The sequence below is a fragment of the Pseudomonas sp. NPDC089534 genome, from assembly GCF_044749305.1.
Lineage (GTDB): Bacteria > Pseudomonadota > Gammaproteobacteria > Pseudomonadales > Pseudomonadaceae > Aquipseudomonas > Aquipseudomonas ekonensis.
In genome coordinates, this window is sequence record NZ_JBIVHR010000030.1 from 40,006 (window position 1) to 60,172 (window position 20,167).

Sequence of the window (20,167 nt, forward strand, 5' to 3'; positions counted from 1 at the left end):
GAGGACACGCTGGCGCCGTGGGTCAGGTGACCGCCGTGGGCCAGGCTCATGCCCAGGATGGTGTCGCCGGCCGACAGCAGGGCCAGGTAGACCGCGGCGTTGGCTTGCGAGCCTGCGTGCGGCTGGACGTTGGCGTAGTCGGCGCCGAACAGTTCCTTGGCGCGGTCGATGGCCAGCTGCTCAACCACGTCGACGTATTCGCAGCCGCCGTAGTAGCGCTTGCCCGGGTAGCCTTCGGCGTACTTGTTGGTCAGCACCGAGCCTTGAGCTTCCATTACCGCAGGGCTGGTGTAGTTCTCCGAAGCGATCAGCTCGATGTGTTCTTCCTGGCGCTGAGCTTCTTGCTCCATGGCGGCAAAAAGGTCGGCGTCGTACTTGGCAATAGTCAAATCACGGCTGAACATGGCGGTCCTCAAGGATCGGGGCAGAAAAGGGGGGCATTCTAACCCAACGGGTTTTGGATGGCATATGAAACGACATCATGTCGCAGACAAGTGGCGTTCATGGCCGAATGCGTGGCGTCCGTGCCGGCCTTTTCGCTGGCCAGCGGACGCCCAGAATGTCCGTGTTTCGATGCCGGCATATTGATCCACGGCAAGCCCCTGCGGGCGCCGCGAAACCTCAGTCGAACATGAACAGCGCATCGTTGCTGAACTGCGCCTCGAACCGCCCCGCCGGCATCGGACGGCCGAACAGGTAGCCCTGCACCTCGTCGCAGCCGTGCTCGCGCAGGAAGTCCAGCTGCTCGTGGGTCTCCACGCCCTCGGCGATCACCGCCAGGTTGAGGCTGTGGGCCATGGCGATGATGGCCCGGGCGATCTGCGCGTCCTGCTCGCCGGACGGCAGGCCGTCGACGAAGGTGCGGTCGATCTTCAGCACGTCGATCGGGAACTGCTTGAGGTAGTTCAGCGACGAGTAACCGGTGCCGAAGTCGTCCACCGCGATGCTCAGGCCGAGGTTCTTCAGGCCGTCGAGGATCTGCATCGCTTCGCTGACTTCGCGCATCAGGATGCTTTCGGTCAGTTCCAGCTCCAGGCAGGCCGGCGGCAGGCCGGTTTCGCGCAGGGTGGTGGCGATGCGCGTGCCGAGCTGGCCGTCGGAGAACTGCCGGGCGGAGATGTTCACCGACACCTTCGGCACGCGCACGCGGCTCTGGTGCCAGGTCTTGAGCTGGCGGCAGGCCTCGGCGATCACCCAGTCGCCGACGTCCACCACCAGGCCGAGCTCTTCCAGCACCGGGATGAAGTCCCCCGGCGGCACCAGCCCGCGACGCGGATGACGCCAGCGCAGCAGGGCTTCGGCGCCGGTCAGGCGCTTGCCGTCGCCGCTGAACTGCGGCTGGTAATACAGCACGAATTCGTTCTGCTCCAACGCGTGGCGCAGGTCGCTTTCCAGCTCCAGGCGCTCCAGCGCACTGGCGTTCATGTCGGCCTGGTAGAACTGGAAGTTGTTCTTGCCGCGCTCCTTGGCGTGGTACATCGCGGTGTCGGCGTTCTTCATCAATTGGCTGAGCTCGTTGCCGTCCTGCGGGCTCAGGGCGATGCCGATGCTGGCGGTGACGAAGAACTCGCGGCCTTCGAGCACGAACGGCTTCACCAGGCTGGCGAGAATCTGCTCGGCCACGTGGATCGCCCGGTTGAGCGCCATCTCGCGGCTGGAGCGGTGCTGCAGCAGCAGGGTGAATTCGTCGCCGCCCATCCGCGCCACGGTGTCGTCATCGTCGACGCAGGCCAGCAGGCGCGTGGCCATGTCCTTGAGCATGCGGTCGCCGGCGGCGTGGCCGAGGGAGTCGTTGATCGGCTTGAAGCGGTCGAGGTCGAGGAACATCAGCACCACCCACGACTTCTGCCGGTCGGCCGATTGCAGCGCGGTGTGCAGGCGGTCCTGGAACAGCGTGCGGTTGGGCAGGTGGGTCAGGGCGTCGTAGTAGGCGAGGCGGTGGATGCGCTGCTCGCTGGCCTTGCGCTCGCTGATGTCGCTGAAGAAGCACACGTAGCTGGCCAGGTCGCCTTCGTCGTCGAGCACGGCGGTGATGCCGACCCATGCCGGGTAATGCTCGCCGTTGCGCCGCTTGAGCCAGACCTCGCCTTCCCAGGTGCTGTGCTGGTGCAGCTGCTTGAGCACGTAGCGCAGGTGGGCGTCCTGCTGCTCGTCGACGGTGAGCATGTTCGGCAACTGGTCGAGGACTTCGGCCACCGCGTAGCCGCTGACCCGGCTGAACGCCTCGTTGGCCTGCACGATGTAGCCGGCGGGGTCGGTGATCAGGATCGCCGAGGTCGAGTGCTCGAACACCGTGGCCGCCATGCGCAGGTCTTTCTCGGCGCGGCGCTGCTGGCTGATGTCGCGGCCGACGCCGAGCACGCCTTCGAACGCGCCGTGCTCGTCCCACACCAGCACCAGGCGCAGCTCGATCGGGATCTTGCGGCCGTCGGCCCGCAGGCAGTCGAACAGGAACATCTGGGTCTGCACTTGGCTGCGCAGCAGCGCCAGTTGCTCGGGCTTGTCCAGGGCTTTGCTGACGCGGTCCATCAGGTGATAGATGCCGGTCAGTTGCTGCGGGTTGGCGATGGTCGACTGCCAGCCGTTCTGGAAGATCCACTCGGCGTCATAGCCCAGCACCGCCTGCACCGAAGGGCTGACGTAGTTGAGCGACATCTTGCTGTCGGTGGAGAAGATCACGTCGCTGATGCTTTCGGCCAGCATCCGGTAGCGCTGCTCGCTGTCGCGCAGGGATTCGCTGGCCTCGATCTGCTCGGTGATGTCCTTGGCCACGCCGATGATCCGCGTGACCTGATCGTGCTTGTCCCGGGCCAGCGCCTGTTCGCGGATGTCGAAGCGCCGCCACTTGCCGTCGCGGTGGCGAAAGCGCAACTGGCACTGCAGCAGTTGGCTGTAGCCGGCGTGGCGCTGCAGCTGGCGCGAGCGGTGGTAGTAGTCGGCGTCTTCCGGGTGCAGGAGGATTTCCCAGAAGTACTCGCCCATCTGATGCAGCTCGGTGCGGTTGTAGCCCAGGGTCTGGCCCAGGTGATGGTTGCTGAAGATCATCCGCTGGCTGATCACGTCCTGCACGTACAGGTGGTCCGGCACGGTGCGCACCACGTCCGACCAGAAGCCTTCGCGCTCCAGCAGCGACAGTTCGATCAGCTTGCGGCTGGTGATGTCGTTGATGCTCAGGATCACCGCTTTGTAGTCGTGCTGTTCCTGGGGCAGGCGCAGCACCAGCCACAGGTGCTGGTCGCGGCCGTTGATGTCCGGCAGCTTGATTTCGAGCTCCAGCTGCTTCTGTTGCTGGAGCACGGCGTCGAGCACCTGGTTGCCGATGGCGCAGTGGGTGTGCGGGCGGCCGTCGATCAGCAGCTGCCAGGCGTGCTCGCAGGAATTGACGTTGAGCAGTTGCAGCGCCACCTGGTTGACCTCGGTGATGCGCAGTTCCTGCAGCAGCTGCTGGCGCTGCTGCGGGTGGTCGAGCCAGGCCTTGAGCTGGTCGCTGGTCTGCAGTCGGGCCCTGTCGAACACCTGCTTGAGCCCGGACAGGTCCAGCACGCACAGGGCCACGCCGGTGCCTTCGAAGATGTCCTGGTAGCGGCGCCGGCCTTCATGCAACTGGCGTTGGCGGCGGCGCATGTTGAGCAACGCGATGAACGGCAGCAGCGAGAACGCCAGCCCCAGCAGGCACTTGCCGATGAAGGCCGGCAACAGTTGCTCGAGCACGCGCTGGCGGTCGAACAGGCCGCGCAGTTGCCAGTCGCTGCTGCTCAGCGGCACGGTCAGCACGCTGTTGGTCAGGTCGTCCGGGGTCAGGGTGCTGGTGCGGGTCGTGGGCAGGCCTTCGTCGCGGCTGATGATCTGGTGGTTGATGCGGTTTTCCACCAGCCACAGCGGACGGATGCCGGTGTCGGCCTGTTTGGTCAGCGAGGCGAAGAAGGTCGGGGTCAGGCGCAGCGCCCAGTAGCCGCGGGTGCTGCCGCTGGCCTGGTGCAGCAGCAGGTGCACCACCGAGCCGTCGTCGGCGTTGCTGAAATAGTGGGCCTGGGCCCGGCTGCGGCGCACCAGGTCGCTGAGGTAGTCGGCGTCTTCGCTGGCGGCGTCGCTGTCGCTGAGGACTTTGCCCGAGGGGCTGAGCAGCGCCAGGCTGCGCAGGTCGGGCAGCGACTGCTGGAGCTTGCGCAGCAGCGCCTGCTGTTCGTCGGCTGACTGCGGCTGTTCGACGATCGGTAGCAGGTTGAGGGCGATCTGCGCGTTCAGCGCCATGTTCAGGCTGACCTGGGAGGCGAGGTCGGCGGTGTAGTCGATGGTGTACTGGCGCTGGTTTTTCTGGGTTTCGCGCAGTTGGTCGAGCAGTTGCCAGAACAGCAGCGCGAGCAGCAGAAGCACCAGGGTCGCCAGCGCGCCTTTCAATGTTCCGCGCAGGGGCGAGCCGGGCGCCGGTTGGGTACTGCTCACAGAGGCTGGCGGAGTGACATTGGACAAGCTGGAATCCTGCGGTTTGGCTGGACTGGCGCGACGTGCACTATAAGCCGGACGCCCGAAGGGCGGCTAGCATGCCTTGAGTTGTGGCGAAGTGCCAGCCCCGCTCGGCTGGACTGCCTTCCGTCATTCAGGTAGCTTTGCCGGTTACGCGGGAGCGTTCCAGCTCCTAGACTCAGACTTTTTCCGCGCGCACGCATTGGGCTCTCTCAACTGAACGACGCGCACCGGTCTGGCCAGGCATCGCCTGCGCTCCACTCATTCATCCGTCACTGACCCTAGGTTCTCCATGGCTCAATACGTCTTCACCATGCATCGGCTGGGCAAAGTTGTTCCGCCGAAGCGGGAAATCCTGAAAAACATTTCGCTGTCCTTCTTCCCTGGCGCCAAGATCGGCGTGCTCGGCCTCAACGGCTCGGGCAAATCCACGCTGCTGAAAATCATGGCCGGCGTCGACACCGAGTTCGAGGGCGAAGCCCGCCCGATGCCGGAGCTGAACATCGGTTACCTGCCGCAGGAGCCGCAACTGGATCCGGCCAAGACCGTGCGTGAAGTGGTCGAGGAAGCGGTCAGCGTGATCAAGGACGCCCAGGCCCGCCTGGACGAGGTCTATGCCGCCTACGCGGAGCCGGACGCCGACTTCGACAAGCTGGCCGCCGAACAGGCCAAGCTCGAAGCGATCCTGCAGGCCAGCGACGGCCACAACCTGGAGCGCCAGCTGGAAGTCGCCGCCGACGCGCTGCGCCTGCCGGCCTGGGACGCGAAGGTCGAACACCTGTCCGGCGGTGAGAAACGCCGCGTGGCCCTGTGCCGCCTGCTGCTGTCCGCCCCGGACATGCTGCTGCTCGACGAGCCGACCAACCACCTGGACGCCGACTCCGTCGCCTGGCTCGAACACTTCCTGCACGACTTCCCGGGCACCGTGGTGGCGATCACCCACGACCGTTACTTCCTGGACAACGTCGCCGGCTGGATCCTGGAACTCGACCGCGGCGCGGGCATTCCTTACGAGGGCAACTACTCGGGTTGGCTGGAAGCCAAGTCCGAGCGTCTGGCCCAGGAATCCAAGCAGCAGTCCGCCCACGAAAAGGCCATGAAGGAAGAGCTGGAGTGGGTGCGCAAAGGCGCCAAGGCCCGCCAGTCCAAGTCCAAGGCACGTCTGGCCCGCTTCGAGGAAATGCAGTCGCAGGAATTCCAGAAGCGCAGCGAGACCAACGAGATCTACATCCCGGCCGGTCCGCGCCTGGGCGACAAGGTCATCGAATTCAAGAACGTCACCAAGGGCTACGGCGACCGTGTGCTGATCGACAACCTGTCGTTCTCCATGCCTAAAGGCGCGATCGTCGGCGTGATCGGCGGCAACGGCGCCGGTAAGTCGACCCTGTTCCGCATGCTGATGGGCAAGGAAACCCCGGACTCCGGCAGCATCGAGATCGGCGAGACCGTGCAGTTGGCCTGCGTCGACCAGAGCCGCGAAGACCTGGACGGCAGCAAGACCGTGTTCCAGCAGATCTCCGACGGTTCCGACCAGATCCGCATCGGCAGCTACGAGATCCCGTCGCGCACCTACGTCGGCCGCTTCAACTTCAAGGGCGGCGACCAGCAGAAGTTCGTCAAGGACCTGTCCGGCGGTGAGCGCGGCCGTCTGCACCTGGCGCTGACTTTGAAGGAGGGCGGCAACGTCCTGCTGCTCGACGAACCGTCCAACGACCTCGACGTCGAAACCCTGCGTTCCCTGGAAGAGGCCCTGCTGGACTTCCCGGGCGCCGCCATTGTGATCTCCCACGACCGGTGGTTCCTTGACCGCGTCGCGACCCACATCCTGGCGTACGAAGACGACTCGCAAGCGGTGTTCTTCGAAGGCAACTACACCGAGTACGAAGCCGACCGCAAGAAACGCCTCGGCGACGCAGCGGCCCAGCCGCACCGCGTTCGCCACAAGAAGCTGGCCTGATCCGGCTGGCGGCATGAACGAGAACGGAGCCTTCGGGCTCCGTTTTTTTTTGCCTGCGTTCTTTCAGTGAAACCGCATCGTGGCCATCGCCAGCAGGCTGGCTCCCACAGGTTTCCGTGTCCGGCTCCCACACTGCGGGAGCCAGCCGGCCGGTGATCTGCGGCCAGCACAAAACCTGTGGAAGCCAGCCGGCCGGTGATCCGCGGCCAACGCAACACCTGTGGGAGCTGGCTTGCCAGCGATAGGGCCGGCACATCCGGCATCACCGGTGGCTGATCCAGCGCCCGCGACTGCGGGAGCCTGCCGGCCGATGATTGGCGGCCAACGCAACAACTGTGGGAGCTGGCTTGCCAGCGATAGGGCCGGCACATCCGGCATCACCGTTGGCTGATCCAACGCCCGCGACTGCGGGAGCCAGCCGGCCGGTGATCTGCGGCCGGCGCAACACCTGTGGGAGCCAGCCTGCTGGCGATGGCGTCAGTGAAGACGGTCGCTTAGGTCGGCTCGACGCGGATCACCTCGATCACTCGATCGCCGGCCGGGCGTTGCCACAGCACTTCGTCGTTGAGGCGGGCGCCGAGCAGCGCCCGGCCCAGGGGCGAGCTCCAGTTGATCAGGCCGCGGGCGACGTCGGCCTGGTCTTCGCCCACCAATTGCACCCGGCGCTCGGTGCTGTGCTCGTCGGCGTAGGTCACCCAGCTGCCGATCTGCACCTTGTCGGTCGAGGTGGCGGCGGGCACCACCTGGGCGCTGCCGACGCGCTGCATGAAATAGCGCAAGTCCCGGTCGAGATCGGCCAGGCGTTGCTTGTCGGCCTGATCGCCCTTTTCCGATTGTTCGGCGTGCAGGGCCTGCAGTTCGGCCACCTTGGCCTGCAGCAGCGCAAAGCCCTGGGGCGTGACGTAATTGGGTTGCGTGCTGACCTGCCGCTCGACCGGCTGGTCGGCCTGCGCGGCGGCGTTGTCTTCATTGACGAAAGCGCGGCTCATGGTCGCCTCCTTTGAAGGGCCTTCTTTGATGGGGTCGGCACATGGTCGCAGGCCTCGGGCCGGCGCGGATGTCTGGAAGCGACCTACGGCGAGCGATAGGCCCGCGCGGCATCCCGGTCTTTCTGCTGCTGCCAGGCGCGTTCGCGCTCATCCCGATGTTCGTTGCGGTAGTCGTCGCGGTCCTTGCTCTCCATCATGGCCTGGCACTGGCGGAAGCCATCGCTCCAGCCTTCGGCGTACTGCGCGTCCTTGAGGTAGCGCGGCACGTCCTTGCGGAACTCTCCGCCGATCGATCCGGCCGCCTGTCGGCCGCTGATGCAGCCGTCGTCGAAACCGTCGGCGAAGGCCGGTGGATAACCTTTGGCGATCAACTCTTCATGGGTGCTCTGGCAACCGCCGACCAGCAACAACACGCCCAGCAACCCTGCACACCGCCACATCTCGTTCTCCCGGGCCGTTTCACGGCTGATACGGGAAAGTCTAGAAGCGGATTCGTCCGGCGTGCGTGAAAGGCATGTGAGCAATTCGTTGAACACCTGCCAATCCCCTGTAGGAGCGAGCCTGCTCGCGATTCGGTTCTTCAGCCGACGAATGCGTGGGCTGGCACACCGCAATCGCGAGCAGGCTCGCTCCTGCAGGGGACGGTGGGGGATCAGTAGTGATACCACTTCACCTCAAGCATCACTTCGGTCTGCGGGGTGGCCAGGTGGCTGAATTCGCGTTCGGCGCTCAGGCGCAGGCCGAGGTTGCGCGACAGTTCCCACTGCTGGTTGAGGCTCAGGCTGCGGCGCACTTCGCCGTTGGTGAAGTAATCGCCCTTGGCCTCCAGGCTGAGGTTGCCCAGCGGGTTTTTCCACAGCACGCCGCTGTTGAAGCCGGCGGCGGGGGCGATGAACCCGGCGAAGTCGTTGTTGTGCTCGATCCGCACGGTGCCGAGGGCGAAGCCGAGCATGTCCTCGCCGAGCTGCCAGGTGCCGCCGCCACCGCCGTTGACGTGGCTGACCAGGGTTTCGTCGTCATGCTTGCCCGGCACCCTTTCGAGGCCGCCGGTGACCTGCCACGACAGCGGCTGCAGCAGCGCGTTGCGCGGGGTCAGGGAGCGGATGGTGGCCAGGTCCAGCCGCTGGAACTGCCAGTCGTTGCCCTCGTACTGGCGCAGTTTCATCTGCAGGATTTCGATCTGCGCGCCCAGCGGAAAGCTTTCGGCGTTATCGTTCAGGTCGTGGTAGGCCATGCGCAGGCCGTACTCGCCGAATGCCCGGTCGCCGCGGGTGCCGAGGCCGGCCTGCCAGGTGCGCGATTCGTGTCCGTCCTCGGGCAGGCCGGGGCGGGGGATCTCCAGCTCCGGCGCCGGGTTCTTGTTTATCGCCCGCAGCAGTTCGAAGCTGCGTTGGGCCCGCTGCGGGTCGCGTTCCTGTCCGTTGGCGCGGTAGCGCTCCAGGCGGTAGGCGGCATCGATGACCAGCGCCTGACGCTCGCGGGGCAGGGCCTTGAAGGCGGGCGCCTGCAACTGCTGCTGGTCGGCGCTGACCTTCAGCACCCAGTCCTGTTCGTCGTCGCTCAACGGCTCGGCGCGGCTGAGCAGTTCGCGTTCACGGGACGGACGGTATTCGATGTGCTCCACCAGGCCCGCCTCTTTCACCGCTTTGACGGTGTCGGTGGGAATGGCCGTGAGCGGGAACTGTTCGGTCAGGCGCAGGCCCGGGCGGGCCACCTGCAGCAGTTCGAGCAGGCGGTAGGAGCAGTTCTCGTCGAAGAAGAAGTAGTCGAACTTGATCTGCTTGAGCTCCCACACATGCTCGACCATGCGCGCGGTTTCCTGCGGCGTCAGGTTCAGCCGGTATTCCCACAGGTCGCGGTTCTCCAGGCTGCGGTACTCGGAGAGCTTTTCCTGGTAGGGCACCAGGGCGAACAGCCCCGGATAGCCGCCCATCAGGCCTTTCCAGGCATACAGGATGCTGTTGTCCGAGCCTTCGATGTAGGCGCCGAAGTTGATCGCGTAGCTGAGCAGCGAGGTCTTGTCGCTTTGCACGTCGGCCTGGTCGATGCGCAGCAGCGTGTGGCCGAACATCGACGACGGGCTGTTGAGGTAGGCCGCCGGGAAGATCATCACCGCGCCGTGGGGCGAGACGTCCTTGAACCATTGCCGGAATTCGGCGCAGTCCGGGGCCGGCAGATCCTTGAGGCTCAGTTGCGCCTTGAGCCAGCGGGTGCGGGCCGGGTACACGCATTGGGCGTGCCGTTCACCGAGGCTGGCCGGGGCGTACAGCGCCTGCACGGTGGCGGCCAGTTCGCGGTCGGGGTGTTCGTTGCCGTCGGCGGCGAGGAAGAACCGGCTGTCGCTGACATAGCTGCGCCAGCCGCCGAGCTTGGCGGTCTCGTAGTGGCCCAGGGAAATCCAGAAACGGTCGTTGGCCGTTTGCTGCAAACGTTGGGGATCGATGTGGGGCGCGGCGGACAGCGGGGCGCAGGCACACAGCGCCAGCCAGGCAAGGCGTTTGAGCATAAGTGGCAACTTAAGTCGAAAAGTGCGAAGACCCCAGGAGCGAAAGCCGAGTCAGCCGATCCGGGTAGGAATCCTGTGGCGAGGGAGCTTGCTCCCGCTGTGGCGCGCAGCGGCACCTCTCAAGCAGGGGGAGCGCTACGCACTCCAGCGGGAGCAAGCTCCCTCGCCACATAAAGCAAAACCCGCTCCCCGAAGGAAGCGGGCGGGGGCCTGGCTTAGGCCTGGGTCGCGTACTTGGCCAGACGAGGGTCGGCCTTCAGCACCGCCAGGGTGTTGGTGTGCACGTCCTCGGCGGTCACGTCAGCCTTGCTGAAGATCTGCTGGAAGTGCTCGTGGGTCACGGCGGCGAAGTGCGCGCGGTCTTCCGGCGCCACGCCCAGCACCACGGCGTAGGTGGTCAGCGCTTCGCCCTGGCCCTTGGCCATGTCTTCGGACAGCTCGTTCATCATGCCGTTCATGGCAAACCAGGACTTGCCGCCGTAGGTCAGCGCCGCGTTGGTGGAGCAGCCGTTGGTGCCGGAGGTCATGCCGAACGTCGCGTTGCCGGAGGTGCCGTTGGTGGTGGAGGCGAGGAAGTGGGCCGGCGTGCCGCGCTGGCCTTCGAACAGCATGTTGCCCCAGCCGCAATCAGGGCCGCCCGGCGCCTGGGCCATGGCATTGATGGATACAGCGGTGAAGAGAGTACCGAGAAGAATCCGTTTCATAGCTTTGTTCTCTTTATGTGCGTACCAATGGACAGGGTTCTGGCCCCCCCAAGCTCTGTGCGTACAGACCCGAACGGCGCCAGTGGGCCGGTATTCGTTCCAGCCGCGCAGCTTGGAGTTTAGGCACGTTCGCCGGGTTCCGTCACATTTTCCTTCAGATTCGCGCAGGGGTTGCGGTTTCGCGCGGCACCGTCGGCCGCGCATCGCCGCAAGGCGCCTTGCCAGTGGGTACGGGCAGCGCCAGAATGCCTCTTATCTGCCCCGCCTGATTGTTAAGGAAGCCCGATGCCTGATCCTGTTGCCGCCAGTTTGCGTCTGGCGCCCGAAGCGCTGACCCGTCCGTTTTCCGCTGAACAGTTCAGCTTCACCACCACCAACGATCTGGAGCCCTTTCGCGGCGTGCTCGGCCAGGAACGCGCGGTCGAAGCCTTGCAGTTCGGCGTGGCCATGCCGCGCCCCGGCTACAACGTCTTTGTCATGGGCGAGCCCGGCACCGGCCGCTTCTCGTTCGTCAAACGTTACCTGAAGGCCGAAGGCAAGCGCCTGCAGACCCCGGCGGACTGGGTCTACGTCAACAATTTCGACGAGCCGCGCGAGCCCCGCGCCCTGGAGCTGCCGTCGGGCACCGCCGGCGCGTTCATCAATGACATCAACGGCCTAATCGACAACCTCCTGGCGACCTTTCCGGCCGTCTTCGAACACCCGTCCTACCAGCAGAAGAAAAGCGCCATCGACCGCGCCTTCAACCAGCGCTACGACCGTGCGCTGGATGTGATCGAGCGCCTGGCCCTGGAGAAGGACGTCGCCCTGTACCGCGACAGCAGCAACATCGCCTTCACCCCGATGTTCGAGGGCAAGGCGCTGGACGAGGCGGAGTTCGCCCAGTTGCCGGAAGCCGACCGCGAGCGCTTCCACGAGGACATCTCCGCGCTGGAGGAGCGCCTCAACGAAGAGCTGGCCAGCCTGCCGCAGTGGAAGCGCGAGTCGAGCAACCAGCTGCGCCAGCTCAACGAAGAGACCATCACCCTGGCGCTGCAGCCGTTGCTGGCGCCGCTGTCGGAAAAGTACGCCGAGAACGCAGGCGTCTGTGGCTATCTGCAGGCGATGCAGGTGTACCTGCTCAAGACCGTGGTCGAGCAACTGGTGGACGACAGCAAGACCGACGCCGTCGCCCGCAAGCTGCTGGAGGAGCAATACGCCCCGAGCCTGGTGGTCGGCCATCCGGTCAGCGGCGGCGCGCCGGTGGTGTTCGAGCCGCACCCGACCTACGAAAACCTGTTCGGCCGCATCGAGTACACCACCGACCAGGGCGCGCTCTACACCACGTACCGGCAGTTGCGCCCGGGTGCGCTGCACCGGGCCAACGGCGGTTTCCTGATCCTCGAGGCGGAAAAGATGCTCGGCGAGCCGTTCGTGTGGGATGCGCTCAAGCGCGCCCTGCAGTCGCGCAAGCTGAAGATGGAGTCGCCGCTCAGCGAAATGGGCCGCTTCGCCACCGTGACCCTGACCCCGCAGCACATTCCGCTGCAGGTCAAGGTGATCATCATCGGCGCCCGCCAGCTGTACTACGCGCTGCAGGACCACGATCCGGACTTCCAGGAGATGTTCCGCGTCCTGGTGGACTTCGATGAAGACATCCCGATGGTCGACGAAAGCCTGGAGCAGTTCGCCCAGTTGCTCAAGACCCGCACCTCGGAAGAGGGCATGGCGCCGCTGACCGCCGGCGCGGTGGCGCGCCTGGCGACCTACAGCGCCCGCCTGGCCGAGCATCAGGGGCGGTTGTCGGCGCGGATCGGCGACCTGTTCCAGCTGGTCAGCGAAGCGGACTTCATTCGTCACCTGGCCGGCGACGAGATGACCGACGCCGGCCACATCGAACGGGCGCTGAAGGCCAAGGCCACCCGCACCGGGCGCGTGTCGGCGCGGATCCTCGACGACATGCTCGCCGGGATCATCCTGATCGACACCGACGGCGCGGCGGTGGGCAAGTGCAACGGGCTGACCGTGCTGGAGGTCGGCGATTCGGCGTTCGGCGTGCCGGCGCGGATTTCCGCCACGGTGTACCCGGGCGGCAGCGGCATCGTCGACATCGAGCGCGAGGTCAACCTCGGCCAGCCGATCCACTCCAAGGGCGTGATGATCCTCACCGGCTACCTGGGCAGCCGCTACGCGCAGGAATTCCCGCTGGCGATCTCCGCGAGCATCGCGCTGGAGCAGTCCTACGGCTACGTCGACGGCGACAGCGCGTCGCTGGGCGAGGCGTGCACGCTGATTTCGGCGCTGTCCAGGACACCGCTCAAGCAGTGCTTCGCGATCACCGGTTCCATCAACCAGTTCGGCGAGGTGCAGGCGGTCGGCGGGGTCAACGAGAAGATCGAAGGCTTCTTCCGCCTCTGCGAAGCGCGCGGGCTGACCGGCGAGCAGGGCGCGATCATTCCCAAGGCCAACGTCGCCACGCTGATGCTCGACGAGAAGGTGCTGGCGGCGGTGCGCGCCGGGCAGTTCCACGTCTATGCGGTGAGCCAGGCCGACGAGGCGCTGAGCCTGCTGGTGGGCGAGCCGGCCGGTGAGCCGGACGCCGATGGCCAGTTCCCGGAAGGCAGCGTCAACGCTCGCGTCGTGGAGCGTCTGCGGGTGATCGCCGAGATGATCAGCGAAGAGGACCTGAAGGAAGCCGAGAAGGAAGCGGCCCAAGAGGCGCTGGCCGAAGCCAAGCCGGCCTGACGGCCGATGCGGTCAACCTGTGGGAGCCAGTCTGCGGGCGATTGCGGCGTGTCATTCGACATCTGTTTGTCTGACATTCCCGATCGCCAGCGGGCTGGCTCCCACAGTCGTATTTGGGCGGGAACGTGCGGGAAAGTGCCATCACTCTGGCGCCAAAATTCACACAATGACCATTCGGCGCCTTCTGGTCGTATCCGGTTGGCGCAGACGACTTTTCTTCTATTCTCAGCTCAAGGACATCGAGAGCATCACTGGATCGAAACAGCCTTCCCTTGAGGGTTGAACACCGGCTTCACCGAGGGTCGCCGCCATGTCGCGCAACCTCTGCCTCACCCGTCAATGCCTGGGTCTCGTGACCCGTATCGAATGCGCCATCAAGCCCCTGGCCGGCGACACCGGCATGTGGACGCTGCTCTTCGCCGCCGGCATGGCCGGCGAACAACCTTCCGCCATCAAGGCCCAGGGTCCTTTCCACGGGCCGGTCGCCGCCGAGTCGATACTCGACACCATCGTCGAAAGCCTCACGATGCACGGCTATGAACTGGCCAACGACCCGCAGATCTGGAGCCTGCACCTGCAGGCCCAACTGCGGCAGATCAACGGTGGACGCAGCCGCAGCCTCAACTGACCGGCCTGTGTCCGGGGTCAGGGCGCCGTGCCCGGCGCCTGCGCCTTGTCGAGTTTGACCTCAAAGCCGTACTGCACGGTGGCGAGGTCGGTTCGCCGGTAGGCTTCCACCTGCGTCGGACGGCCGTAGAAATAGTGCACGCCGAAGACCGCCGGCCCCTCTGCGCCGGCATCGTGGCTGACCGACAGAATCGGCTTGAGGTAATGGTCGCTGCCGTCCTTGACGAAAAAGCGCCATTGGCCGTCCACGAACCGTTTCAGGTCCACCACCAACGCATTGCCGCGGATGTCCAGGCCCTTGGGCAGGGACGTGGCGTCGAACGACTGCTTCTCCACCGTGGCCAGGAACAGCGGCATCGACCCGACCGCAAACGCCGGGGTTTCCGGGAACAGGTTCAGGTCATAGGTGATCGTGCCCGATAGCGGATCGACCTGGTACGCCTCCGGCGGCAACTCGATCGGCTCGTCCCTTTGCCCGCCGCGCTTTTGCGTGAAGAAGGTCACCGGACTGTCGCCCGGGTTGAAGTCGTCGCCGAGCAGCTCGTCGTTGAAGGTCCGGCGGTGACGGAATTCGATCCGGGCGGCACTGGGTTCTTCTACCGATTGGTGGATGCGGATGCTGTCCTTCAGCTGCTGCTCGGTCAGGGACGCGCCCTTGAGCCAGTCCGGGGCCTGGTCGTCATACACCGTCACCGGCAGTTCCAGCGGCTGCACGGTTTTCTCGGTGGTGCGCGGATCGAAGCGGCGAACCGGCAGATCCAGGTGCCTGCGGGTCACGGTCACCTGCGAGAAATCCAGCAGGCTGACTTCGAGGGCTTCGACCGGGCCATGGAAGTACACCTTGTTGTAGTAGCGCCGGTGCTGCTGCTCAAAGGCGCGCTGCTCGTCGTTGAGCTGCTTTTCCAGGGCGTCGCTCCAGGCCTTCTGCTGCTGCAGGTGCGCCAGTTGCTTTTGATAGAAGGCGATCTGTTCCGGGCTTTCCTTGATCACGCCGGCCCATCTCAGGTACTGGCCGGTGCCGTCGCGGGCCTGGACGATCAACGGGTTGAGCGAGGTGCCGCCGACCTCCGGCGCAAGCGGCAGGCTGTTGCTGAATTCGACTTCGGCGTAATCCTTCCCAAGCTTCAGCAACGTGACGCTGAGGTTGCCGTCGGTGCGGGTCTGGCCGATGTCCTTTTTGTCCAGGTTGAAACTGTGCAGGCGTTTGGGGGCGATGACCTCGACCGCGCCTTGCAGGCCGACCGGTTGCGGCTGGCTTTTGCGGTCGATGTTCAGGCCTTCGATGAAGGGATAGGTCACGGTCAGGTCGTCAGGGTGGGTGGCGTTGGAGCTGGACGGGCTCAGCTGGATGCCCGGATCGGTCTCCGACCATTCCGCCTGCCAGGCGATCATCCGCTTGTTGCTCAGACTCACCGATTGCCATTCCACGCCGTGAGGGAACAGGAAGCCGCCGGGAACGTTGAGATGGAAGGGGAACACCGGTTGCAGGTCGGTGAGGTAATCGGAGCCGGAGTCCTTGCGCAGCACGAACAGACCGTTGATGAACGTGTCGACCAACGCCTGCGGCGTCGGGTAATGCTTGAGCACGCCGAGGGCGTCTTCGCCGTACTCGGTTCTGGCCGGTTGGCCGTCGAGCCGCTGCCGGGCGTTTTCGAGCGACAGCAGCGAGCCGCCGAGTGCGGTGACGGCGTCCTTGAGTTTAGGGTCGGTGATGGCGTCCAACGACTGCTCGAACTGTGCGGCCCTTTCCTCAAGGCTCTGGCCGTGCTTTTCGTCGTCCGGCGAGCAGGCGCCCAGCAACAGGGCGAGGCACATTCCGACGGTCGTCAGCGGCAATCGCACATCCATTTCCAGTCGTCCTGTCCGATTTCTCTGGGCTGTCAATGATCTGGACACTAGCAGAAAAACTTTGACACACACGCGCAGGTGGCGGATTTCCGGGCGGTTTCTGGCGGTCATGGGCGGCTGATATACTCGCCGCCGATTACAACCCCCCTTGTGTGAGATTCAATGGAACGCTTTATCGAAAACGCAATGTACGCCTCACGCTGGCTGCTGGCGCCGATCTACATCGGCCTGTCCCTCGGGCTGCTGGCGCTGGCGCTGAAATTCTTCCAGGAAGTCTTCCACGTCATCCCCAACGTGTTCGAGATGGCCGAATCGGAACTGATCCTGGTGCTGCTGTCGCTCATCGACATGGCGCTGGTGGGCGGCCTGCTGGTGATGGTGATGATTTCCGGCTACGAGAACTTCGTCTCCCAGCTGGACATCGACGACAGCAAGGAAAAGCTCAACTGGCTGGGCACCATGGATTCGTCGTCGCTGAAGATGAAGGTCGCGGCCTCGATCGTGGCGATCTCCTCGATCCATCTGCTGCGCATCTTCATGGACGCCAAGAACGTCGACCCCGAACACCTGATGTGGTACGTGATCATCCACATGACCTTCGTTATCTCGGCGTTCGCCATGGGTTACCTGGACAAGGTCACCAAGCACTGAGCCGTGACGGGGGCGCTTGCCCGGCGATTCCCCCGTCAAGCAGGAAAAACACCGCCCGTCCGTTGCAAAACAGACGGGCGGTCTCGTTCATGGCTTGTGCTTTGTCCTGCCGAAGCCTATCCCTGTAGGCGTCCAGACCCGCCATCGCGTGAGGTGCGCCCATGAACCTGCAAGAGCTGAATGCGTTTGCCGTCGCCAGGAAGGTCGATGAACTGAACCTGATCTCCATGGAGGGCGGAATCTACCTGCTCGAAGCGCGGGTGCACGGTGCGGCGTACCCGCTCAGCGACACCCACGGCCAGATGCTGAAGCTGCGCTCGGTGGAGCACGCCCGGGATCTGCTGCACAACTTCCCGGTCTTGCCGTTCAACCTTGTCCACACCTCGGTGCACGATGAAATGTGCGGCCTTGGCGCCAGCGGCGAGGAAAGCCTGAAGGTGCCGCTGGCCTGGCGTTCGGCGCTGTAGGTCCTGCGGCCTCATCAATGCCTTGGCATCTGTGCTAGTCTGCTCGCCCTTTTGGTTCCGGGCGCGCCGGGACGCGCTGTGCACGCACGGCTTGTCCTGAGGCCGTCCGCACAGCGGAGCAGTGTCATGTCCGAAGTAAATCTGTCCACCGACGAAACCCGCGTCAGCTACGGCATCGGCCGTCAGCTGGGCGACCAGCTGCGCGACAACCCGCCACCGGGCGTCAGCCTGGACGCCATCCTGGCCGGCCTGACCGACGCGTTCGCCGGCAAGCCAAGCCGTGTGGGCCAGGAAGAAATGTCCGCCAGCTTCAAGGTGATCCGCGAAATCATGCAGGCCGAAGCCGCTGCCAAGGCTGAAGCCGCCGCCGGCGAAGGCCGTGCGTTCCTGGCCGAAAACGGCAAGCGCGAAGGCATCACCACCCTGGCTTCCGGCCTGCAGTTCGAAGTGCTGACCCAGGGCGAAGGCGCCAAGCCGACCCGTGAAGACAACGTGCGCACCCACTACCACGGCACGCTGATCGACGGCACTGTGTTCGACAGCTCCTACGAGCGCGGCCAGCCTGCGGAATTCCCGGTCGGCGGCGTGATCGCCGGTTGGACCGAAGCCCTGCAACTGATGAATGCCGGCAGCAAATGGCGTCTGTACGTGCCGAGCGAACTGGCTTACGGCGCGCAAGGCGTGGGCAGCATCCCGCCGCACAGCGTTCTGGTGTTCGACGTCGAGCTGCTCGACGTTCTGTAAGGACTGGCCTGCCTTGATGGCAGGCTGATGTGGGAGCCAGCCTGCTGGCGATGCGGTCGACCGGGTGTTCCTTCAATGCCGGGTCGATGCCATCGCGGGCAGGTCCGCTCCCACGGTTCCTGCGGTGGTTCTCATACTTCGATCTTGTTGTGCAGCTCACCGGTCGGGCGCAAGGCCCGGGCGTAGCAGAACAGGAACAGATTGCGCACCAGTTCCTTGAGCACCAGCGGTTCGCTGGAACTCAGGCCGTTGACGTCCAGGTCTCCCTGATCCTGCAGCTCGTGCAGGGCTTCCTCTTCCAGCACCGCACAGACTTCCCCGGTTTCCCGATGCAGGATCCGCAGGTAGGGATGCGGCCGATCCAGCCAGGCGTCGATCAGATAAGTCATGGTTCTCATCTCCATTGAAAGGGTTTCAATGAGAATAATTCTTATTCGTCAAATAGCAAGCGCCTATTGGCGGTTTGTGGATTTTTGCGGGTAAAGATTGCGTAAGGTCAAAACGGCAGGCGTTTGGCCATTATTCTGGGGCGGGGAGCGCGAGGGCGAGGGCGAGGATGATGCGCCATCCCGCGTCGGGCGCGGGATGGAGGAGGGCGGGTTCAGACCTTTCTGACGAACTCGGACTTGAGCTTCATCGGGCCGATGCCGTCGATCTTGCAGTCGATGTCGTGGTCGCCGTCGCACAGGCGGATGTTCTTGACCTTGGTGCCGACCTTGACCACCAGCGAGGTGCCCTTGACCTTCAGGTCCTTGATCACGGTGATGGTGTCGCCGTCCTGCAGGACATTGCCCACCGCGTCTTTCTTCACGGTGTCTTCGGATGCCGCGTCGGCCTCACCGTTGGCGGACCATTCGTGGGCGCACTCCGGGCACACCAGTTGGGCACCGTCTTCGTAGGTGTATTCGGAATTGCATTTCGGGCAGGGTGGCAACGTGCTCACTAAGGCTCCTTGGTATGAGGATCGTTAAAGGGCGCACATTGTATAGGGTTTTGCGCGAAGGGTGACACTGCCTGGAAAGCACTGTGGGAGCGAACCCCCTTGCGATAGCTTCTTGCGCTATCGCGAGCAGGCTCGCTCCCACAGGGTGGCAAGCAGGATCAGTGCGTGCGGGCGACCGCGAATTCGCTCAGCTCAACCAGGGCATCGCGGTATTCGCTGGCCGGCAGCGCTTCGAGGCACTTGATCGCGCGGGCCACGTAGTCGCGGGCCAGCTGCGCGGTGTAGTCCAGCGAGCCGGACGCTTCGACCGCCGCGCGGATGCTTTCGAGGTCTTCGATGCCGCCTTTCTGGATCGCCTGGCGCACCAGGGCCGCCTGTTCCGGCGTGCCTTCGCGCATGGTGTAGATCAGCGGCAGGGTCGGCTTGCCCTCGGCCAGGTCGTCGCCGACGTTCTTGCCCAGCGTGTCGGCGTCGCCCTTGTAGTCGAGCAGGTCGTCGACCAGTTGGAACGCCACGCCCAGGTGGTCGCCGAAGGTGCGCAGGGCCTCGGCCTGTTCGGCGGTGGCGCCGGCCAGCGCGGCGGCGCTGTGGGTCGAGGCCTCGAACAGCATCGCGGTCTTGCCGCGGATGACTTCCATGTAGGTCTCTTCGGTGGTGCTGGCGTCACGCACCTTGGACAGCTGCAGCACTTCGCCCTCGGCGATGATGCGCGTGGCCTGGGACAGGATCTTCATCACCGGCATCGAGCCCAGTTCGACCATCATCTCGAACGAGCGCGAGTACAGGAAGTCGCCGACCAGCACGCTCGGGGCGTTGCCCCACATGGCGTTGGCGGTCGAGCGGCCGCGGCGCATGCCGGACATGTCGACCACGTCGTCATGCAGCAGGGTCGCGGTATGGAGGAATTCGATGGTGGCGGCCAGCAGGCGCAGGTCGTCGCCTTCGCGGCCCAGGGCCTTGCCGCACAGCAGCACGAGCAGCGGGCGCAGGCGTTTTCCGCCGGCCGACGTGATGTAGTCGCCGATTTTCGATACCAGCGGCACTCGGGAAGTCAGCTGCTTCTTGATGATGCCGTCGACGGCGCTAAAATCGTCCGCCACCGCGCGGTAGAAAGCTTGGGGTTGCATCAGAGACAGGTGCTCCAGAAGGGTTGCGCGGCATGCTAGGACCCACGTCCGCAGGTGTCAAGGCGCGATGGACGGCCCCTTGCGCGGCGTCGGCGGCTTGCGTACAATCGCGCACCCTGAACTTCCTGGGCAGCACCTGCCTTACGCAATTGCACTTGGGCCGTTCCAGCCCCATGCAGCCATGCCAGCCAATACCTCTTCCTATAAAGTGCTTGGTGAGCATGATTATCGGATAAATACCATGTACGCAGTAATCGTTACCGGCGGTAAGCAATACAAAGTCGCTGAAGGTGAATACCTGAAGATCGAAAAACTGGAAGTCGCCACCGGCGAATCCGTGACCTTTGACCGCGTTCTGCTGGTCGCTGCTCGGCGGCGGGGTCTCCGGCACCACGGACTCGGCGTAGGCGATGGCC

The 20,167-nt window shown here is 64.7% G+C and carries 16 protein-coding genes and 1 pseudogene; 7 read left to right on the plus strand and 10 right to left on the minus strand.

Features of this window, described 5'->3' with window-relative positions:
- Both glyA and ACIP0B_RS12010 read right to left on the minus strand, forming a co-directional pair.
- Positions 1-404 (minus strand): annotated as a pseudogene (gene glyA, locus ACIP0B_RS12005) (serine hydroxymethyltransferase); the annotation flags it as partial.
- 217 nt (positions 405-621) lie between these two features.
- Positions 622-4,470 (minus strand): EAL domain-containing protein, encoded by a 3,849-nt coding sequence (locus ACIP0B_RS12010; protein ID WP_400832119.1) that lies wholly within the window; start codon positions 4,468-4,470, stop codon positions 622-624.
- A gap of 286 nt (positions 4,471-4,756) precedes the next feature.
- Here ACIP0B_RS12010 and ettA point away from each other — a divergent pair, with 286 nt between their 5' ends.
- Positions 4,757-6,421, plus strand: a complete 1,665-nt coding sequence (gene ettA, locus ACIP0B_RS12015; protein WP_400832120.1) for an energy-dependent translational throttle protein EttA — start codon at positions 4,757-4,759, stop codon at positions 6,419-6,421.
- Between the two features lie 494 nt (positions 6,422-6,915).
- On the opposite strand, the gene ACIP0B_RS12020 is transcribed toward ettA, so the two are convergent.
- From ACIP0B_RS12020 to ACIP0B_RS12035, 4 genes are all read right to left on the minus strand, one after another.
- Positions 6,916-7,410 carry a GreA/GreB family elongation factor gene (locus tag ACIP0B_RS12020; RefSeq protein WP_400832121.1) on the minus strand — a complete coding sequence of 165 codons (495 nt, stop codon included), beginning with the start codon at positions 7,408-7,410 and terminating at the stop codon, positions 6,916-6,918.
- Positions 7,411-7,493: 83 nt separating this feature from the next.
- Positions 7,494-7,850: a hypothetical protein gene (locus ACIP0B_RS12025; RefSeq protein ID WP_400832123.1), complete on the minus strand. Its 357-nt coding sequence runs from the start codon at positions 7,848-7,850 to the stop codon at positions 7,494-7,496.
- Positions 7,851-8,062: 212 nt separating this feature from the next.
- Positions 8,063-9,916, minus strand: coding sequence for a DUF4105 domain-containing protein (locus ACIP0B_RS12030; protein ID WP_400832125.1), 1,854 nt, complete (start codon positions 9,914-9,916; stop codon positions 8,063-8,065).
- Positions 9,917-10,131: 215 nt separating this feature from the next.
- Positions 10,132-10,620, minus strand: coding sequence for a DUF3015 domain-containing protein (locus ACIP0B_RS12035; protein ID WP_085584148.1), 489 nt, complete (start codon positions 10,618-10,620; stop codon positions 10,132-10,134).
- Positions 10,621-10,905: 285 nt separating this feature from the next.
- Between ACIP0B_RS12035 and ACIP0B_RS12040 the strand changes: the two genes are divergently transcribed.
- Together ACIP0B_RS12040 and ACIP0B_RS12045 are read left to right on the plus strand one after the other, a co-directional pair.
- Positions 10,906-13,344: a Lon protease family protein gene (locus ACIP0B_RS12040; RefSeq protein ID WP_400832126.1), complete on the plus strand. Its 2,439-nt coding sequence runs from the start codon at positions 10,906-10,908 to the stop codon at positions 13,342-13,344.
- Between the two features lie 310 nt (positions 13,345-13,654).
- A complete protein-coding gene (locus ACIP0B_RS12045) occupies positions 13,655-13,972 on the plus strand; it encodes a hypothetical protein (RefSeq protein ID WP_400832128.1) in 318 nt (105 codons plus the stop codon).
- A gap of 17 nt (positions 13,973-13,989) precedes the next feature.
- On the opposite strand, the gene ACIP0B_RS12050 is transcribed toward ACIP0B_RS12045, so the two are convergent.
- The gene (locus ACIP0B_RS12050; RefSeq protein ID WP_400832129.1) at positions 13,990-15,819 is read right to left on the minus strand and encodes a hypothetical protein; all 1,830 of its coding nucleotides are present in this window, start codon (positions 15,817-15,819) and stop codon (positions 13,990-13,992) included.
- 162 nt (positions 15,820-15,981) lie between these two features.
- On the opposite strand from ACIP0B_RS12050, the gene ACIP0B_RS12055 reads away from it, so the two are divergent.
- From ACIP0B_RS12055 to ACIP0B_RS12065, 3 genes are all read left to right on the plus strand, one after another.
- Positions 15,982-16,470 (plus strand): TIGR00645 family protein, encoded by a 489-nt coding sequence (locus ACIP0B_RS12055; protein ID WP_400832131.1) that lies wholly within the window; start codon positions 15,982-15,984, stop codon positions 16,468-16,470.
- A gap of 161 nt (positions 16,471-16,631) precedes the next feature.
- Complete coding sequence (locus tag ACIP0B_RS12060) at positions 16,632-16,937, plus strand: DUF6482 family protein (protein ID WP_400832132.1); 306 nt, start codon at positions 16,632-16,634, stop codon at positions 16,935-16,937.
- A 126-nt stretch (positions 16,938-17,063) separates the two neighbouring features.
- Positions 17,064-17,681 carry an FKBP-type peptidyl-prolyl cis-trans isomerase gene (locus ACIP0B_RS12065; RefSeq protein WP_400832134.1) on the plus strand — a complete coding sequence of 206 codons (618 nt, stop codon included), beginning with the start codon at positions 17,064-17,066 and terminating at the stop codon, positions 17,679-17,681.
- 131 nt (positions 17,682-17,812) lie between these two features.
- Here the strand turns inward: ACIP0B_RS12065 and ACIP0B_RS12070 are convergent, their stop codons facing one another.
- From ACIP0B_RS12070 to ACIP0B_RS12080, 3 genes are all read right to left on the minus strand, one after another.
- Positions 17,813-18,070 (minus strand): hypothetical protein, encoded by a 258-nt coding sequence (locus tag ACIP0B_RS12070; protein WP_400832136.1) that lies wholly within the window; start codon positions 18,068-18,070, stop codon positions 17,813-17,815.
- 212 nt (positions 18,071-18,282) lie between these two features.
- Positions 18,283-18,624: a zinc ribbon domain-containing protein YjdM gene (locus ACIP0B_RS12075; protein ID WP_085584164.1), complete on the minus strand. Its 342-nt coding sequence runs from the start codon at positions 18,622-18,624 to the stop codon at positions 18,283-18,285.
- Between the two features lie 158 nt (positions 18,625-18,782).
- The gene (locus ACIP0B_RS12080; protein WP_085584166.1) at positions 18,783-19,751 is read right to left on the minus strand and encodes a polyprenyl synthetase family protein; all 969 of its coding nucleotides are present in this window, start codon (positions 19,749-19,751) and stop codon (positions 18,783-18,785) included.
- 241 nt (positions 19,752-19,992) lie between these two features.
- Here ACIP0B_RS12080 and rplU point away from each other — a divergent pair.
- On the plus strand, positions 19,993-20,167 hold a 175-nt coding region (gene rplU, locus ACIP0B_RS12085; RefSeq protein WP_400832140.1), incomplete at its 3' end, for a 50S ribosomal protein L21.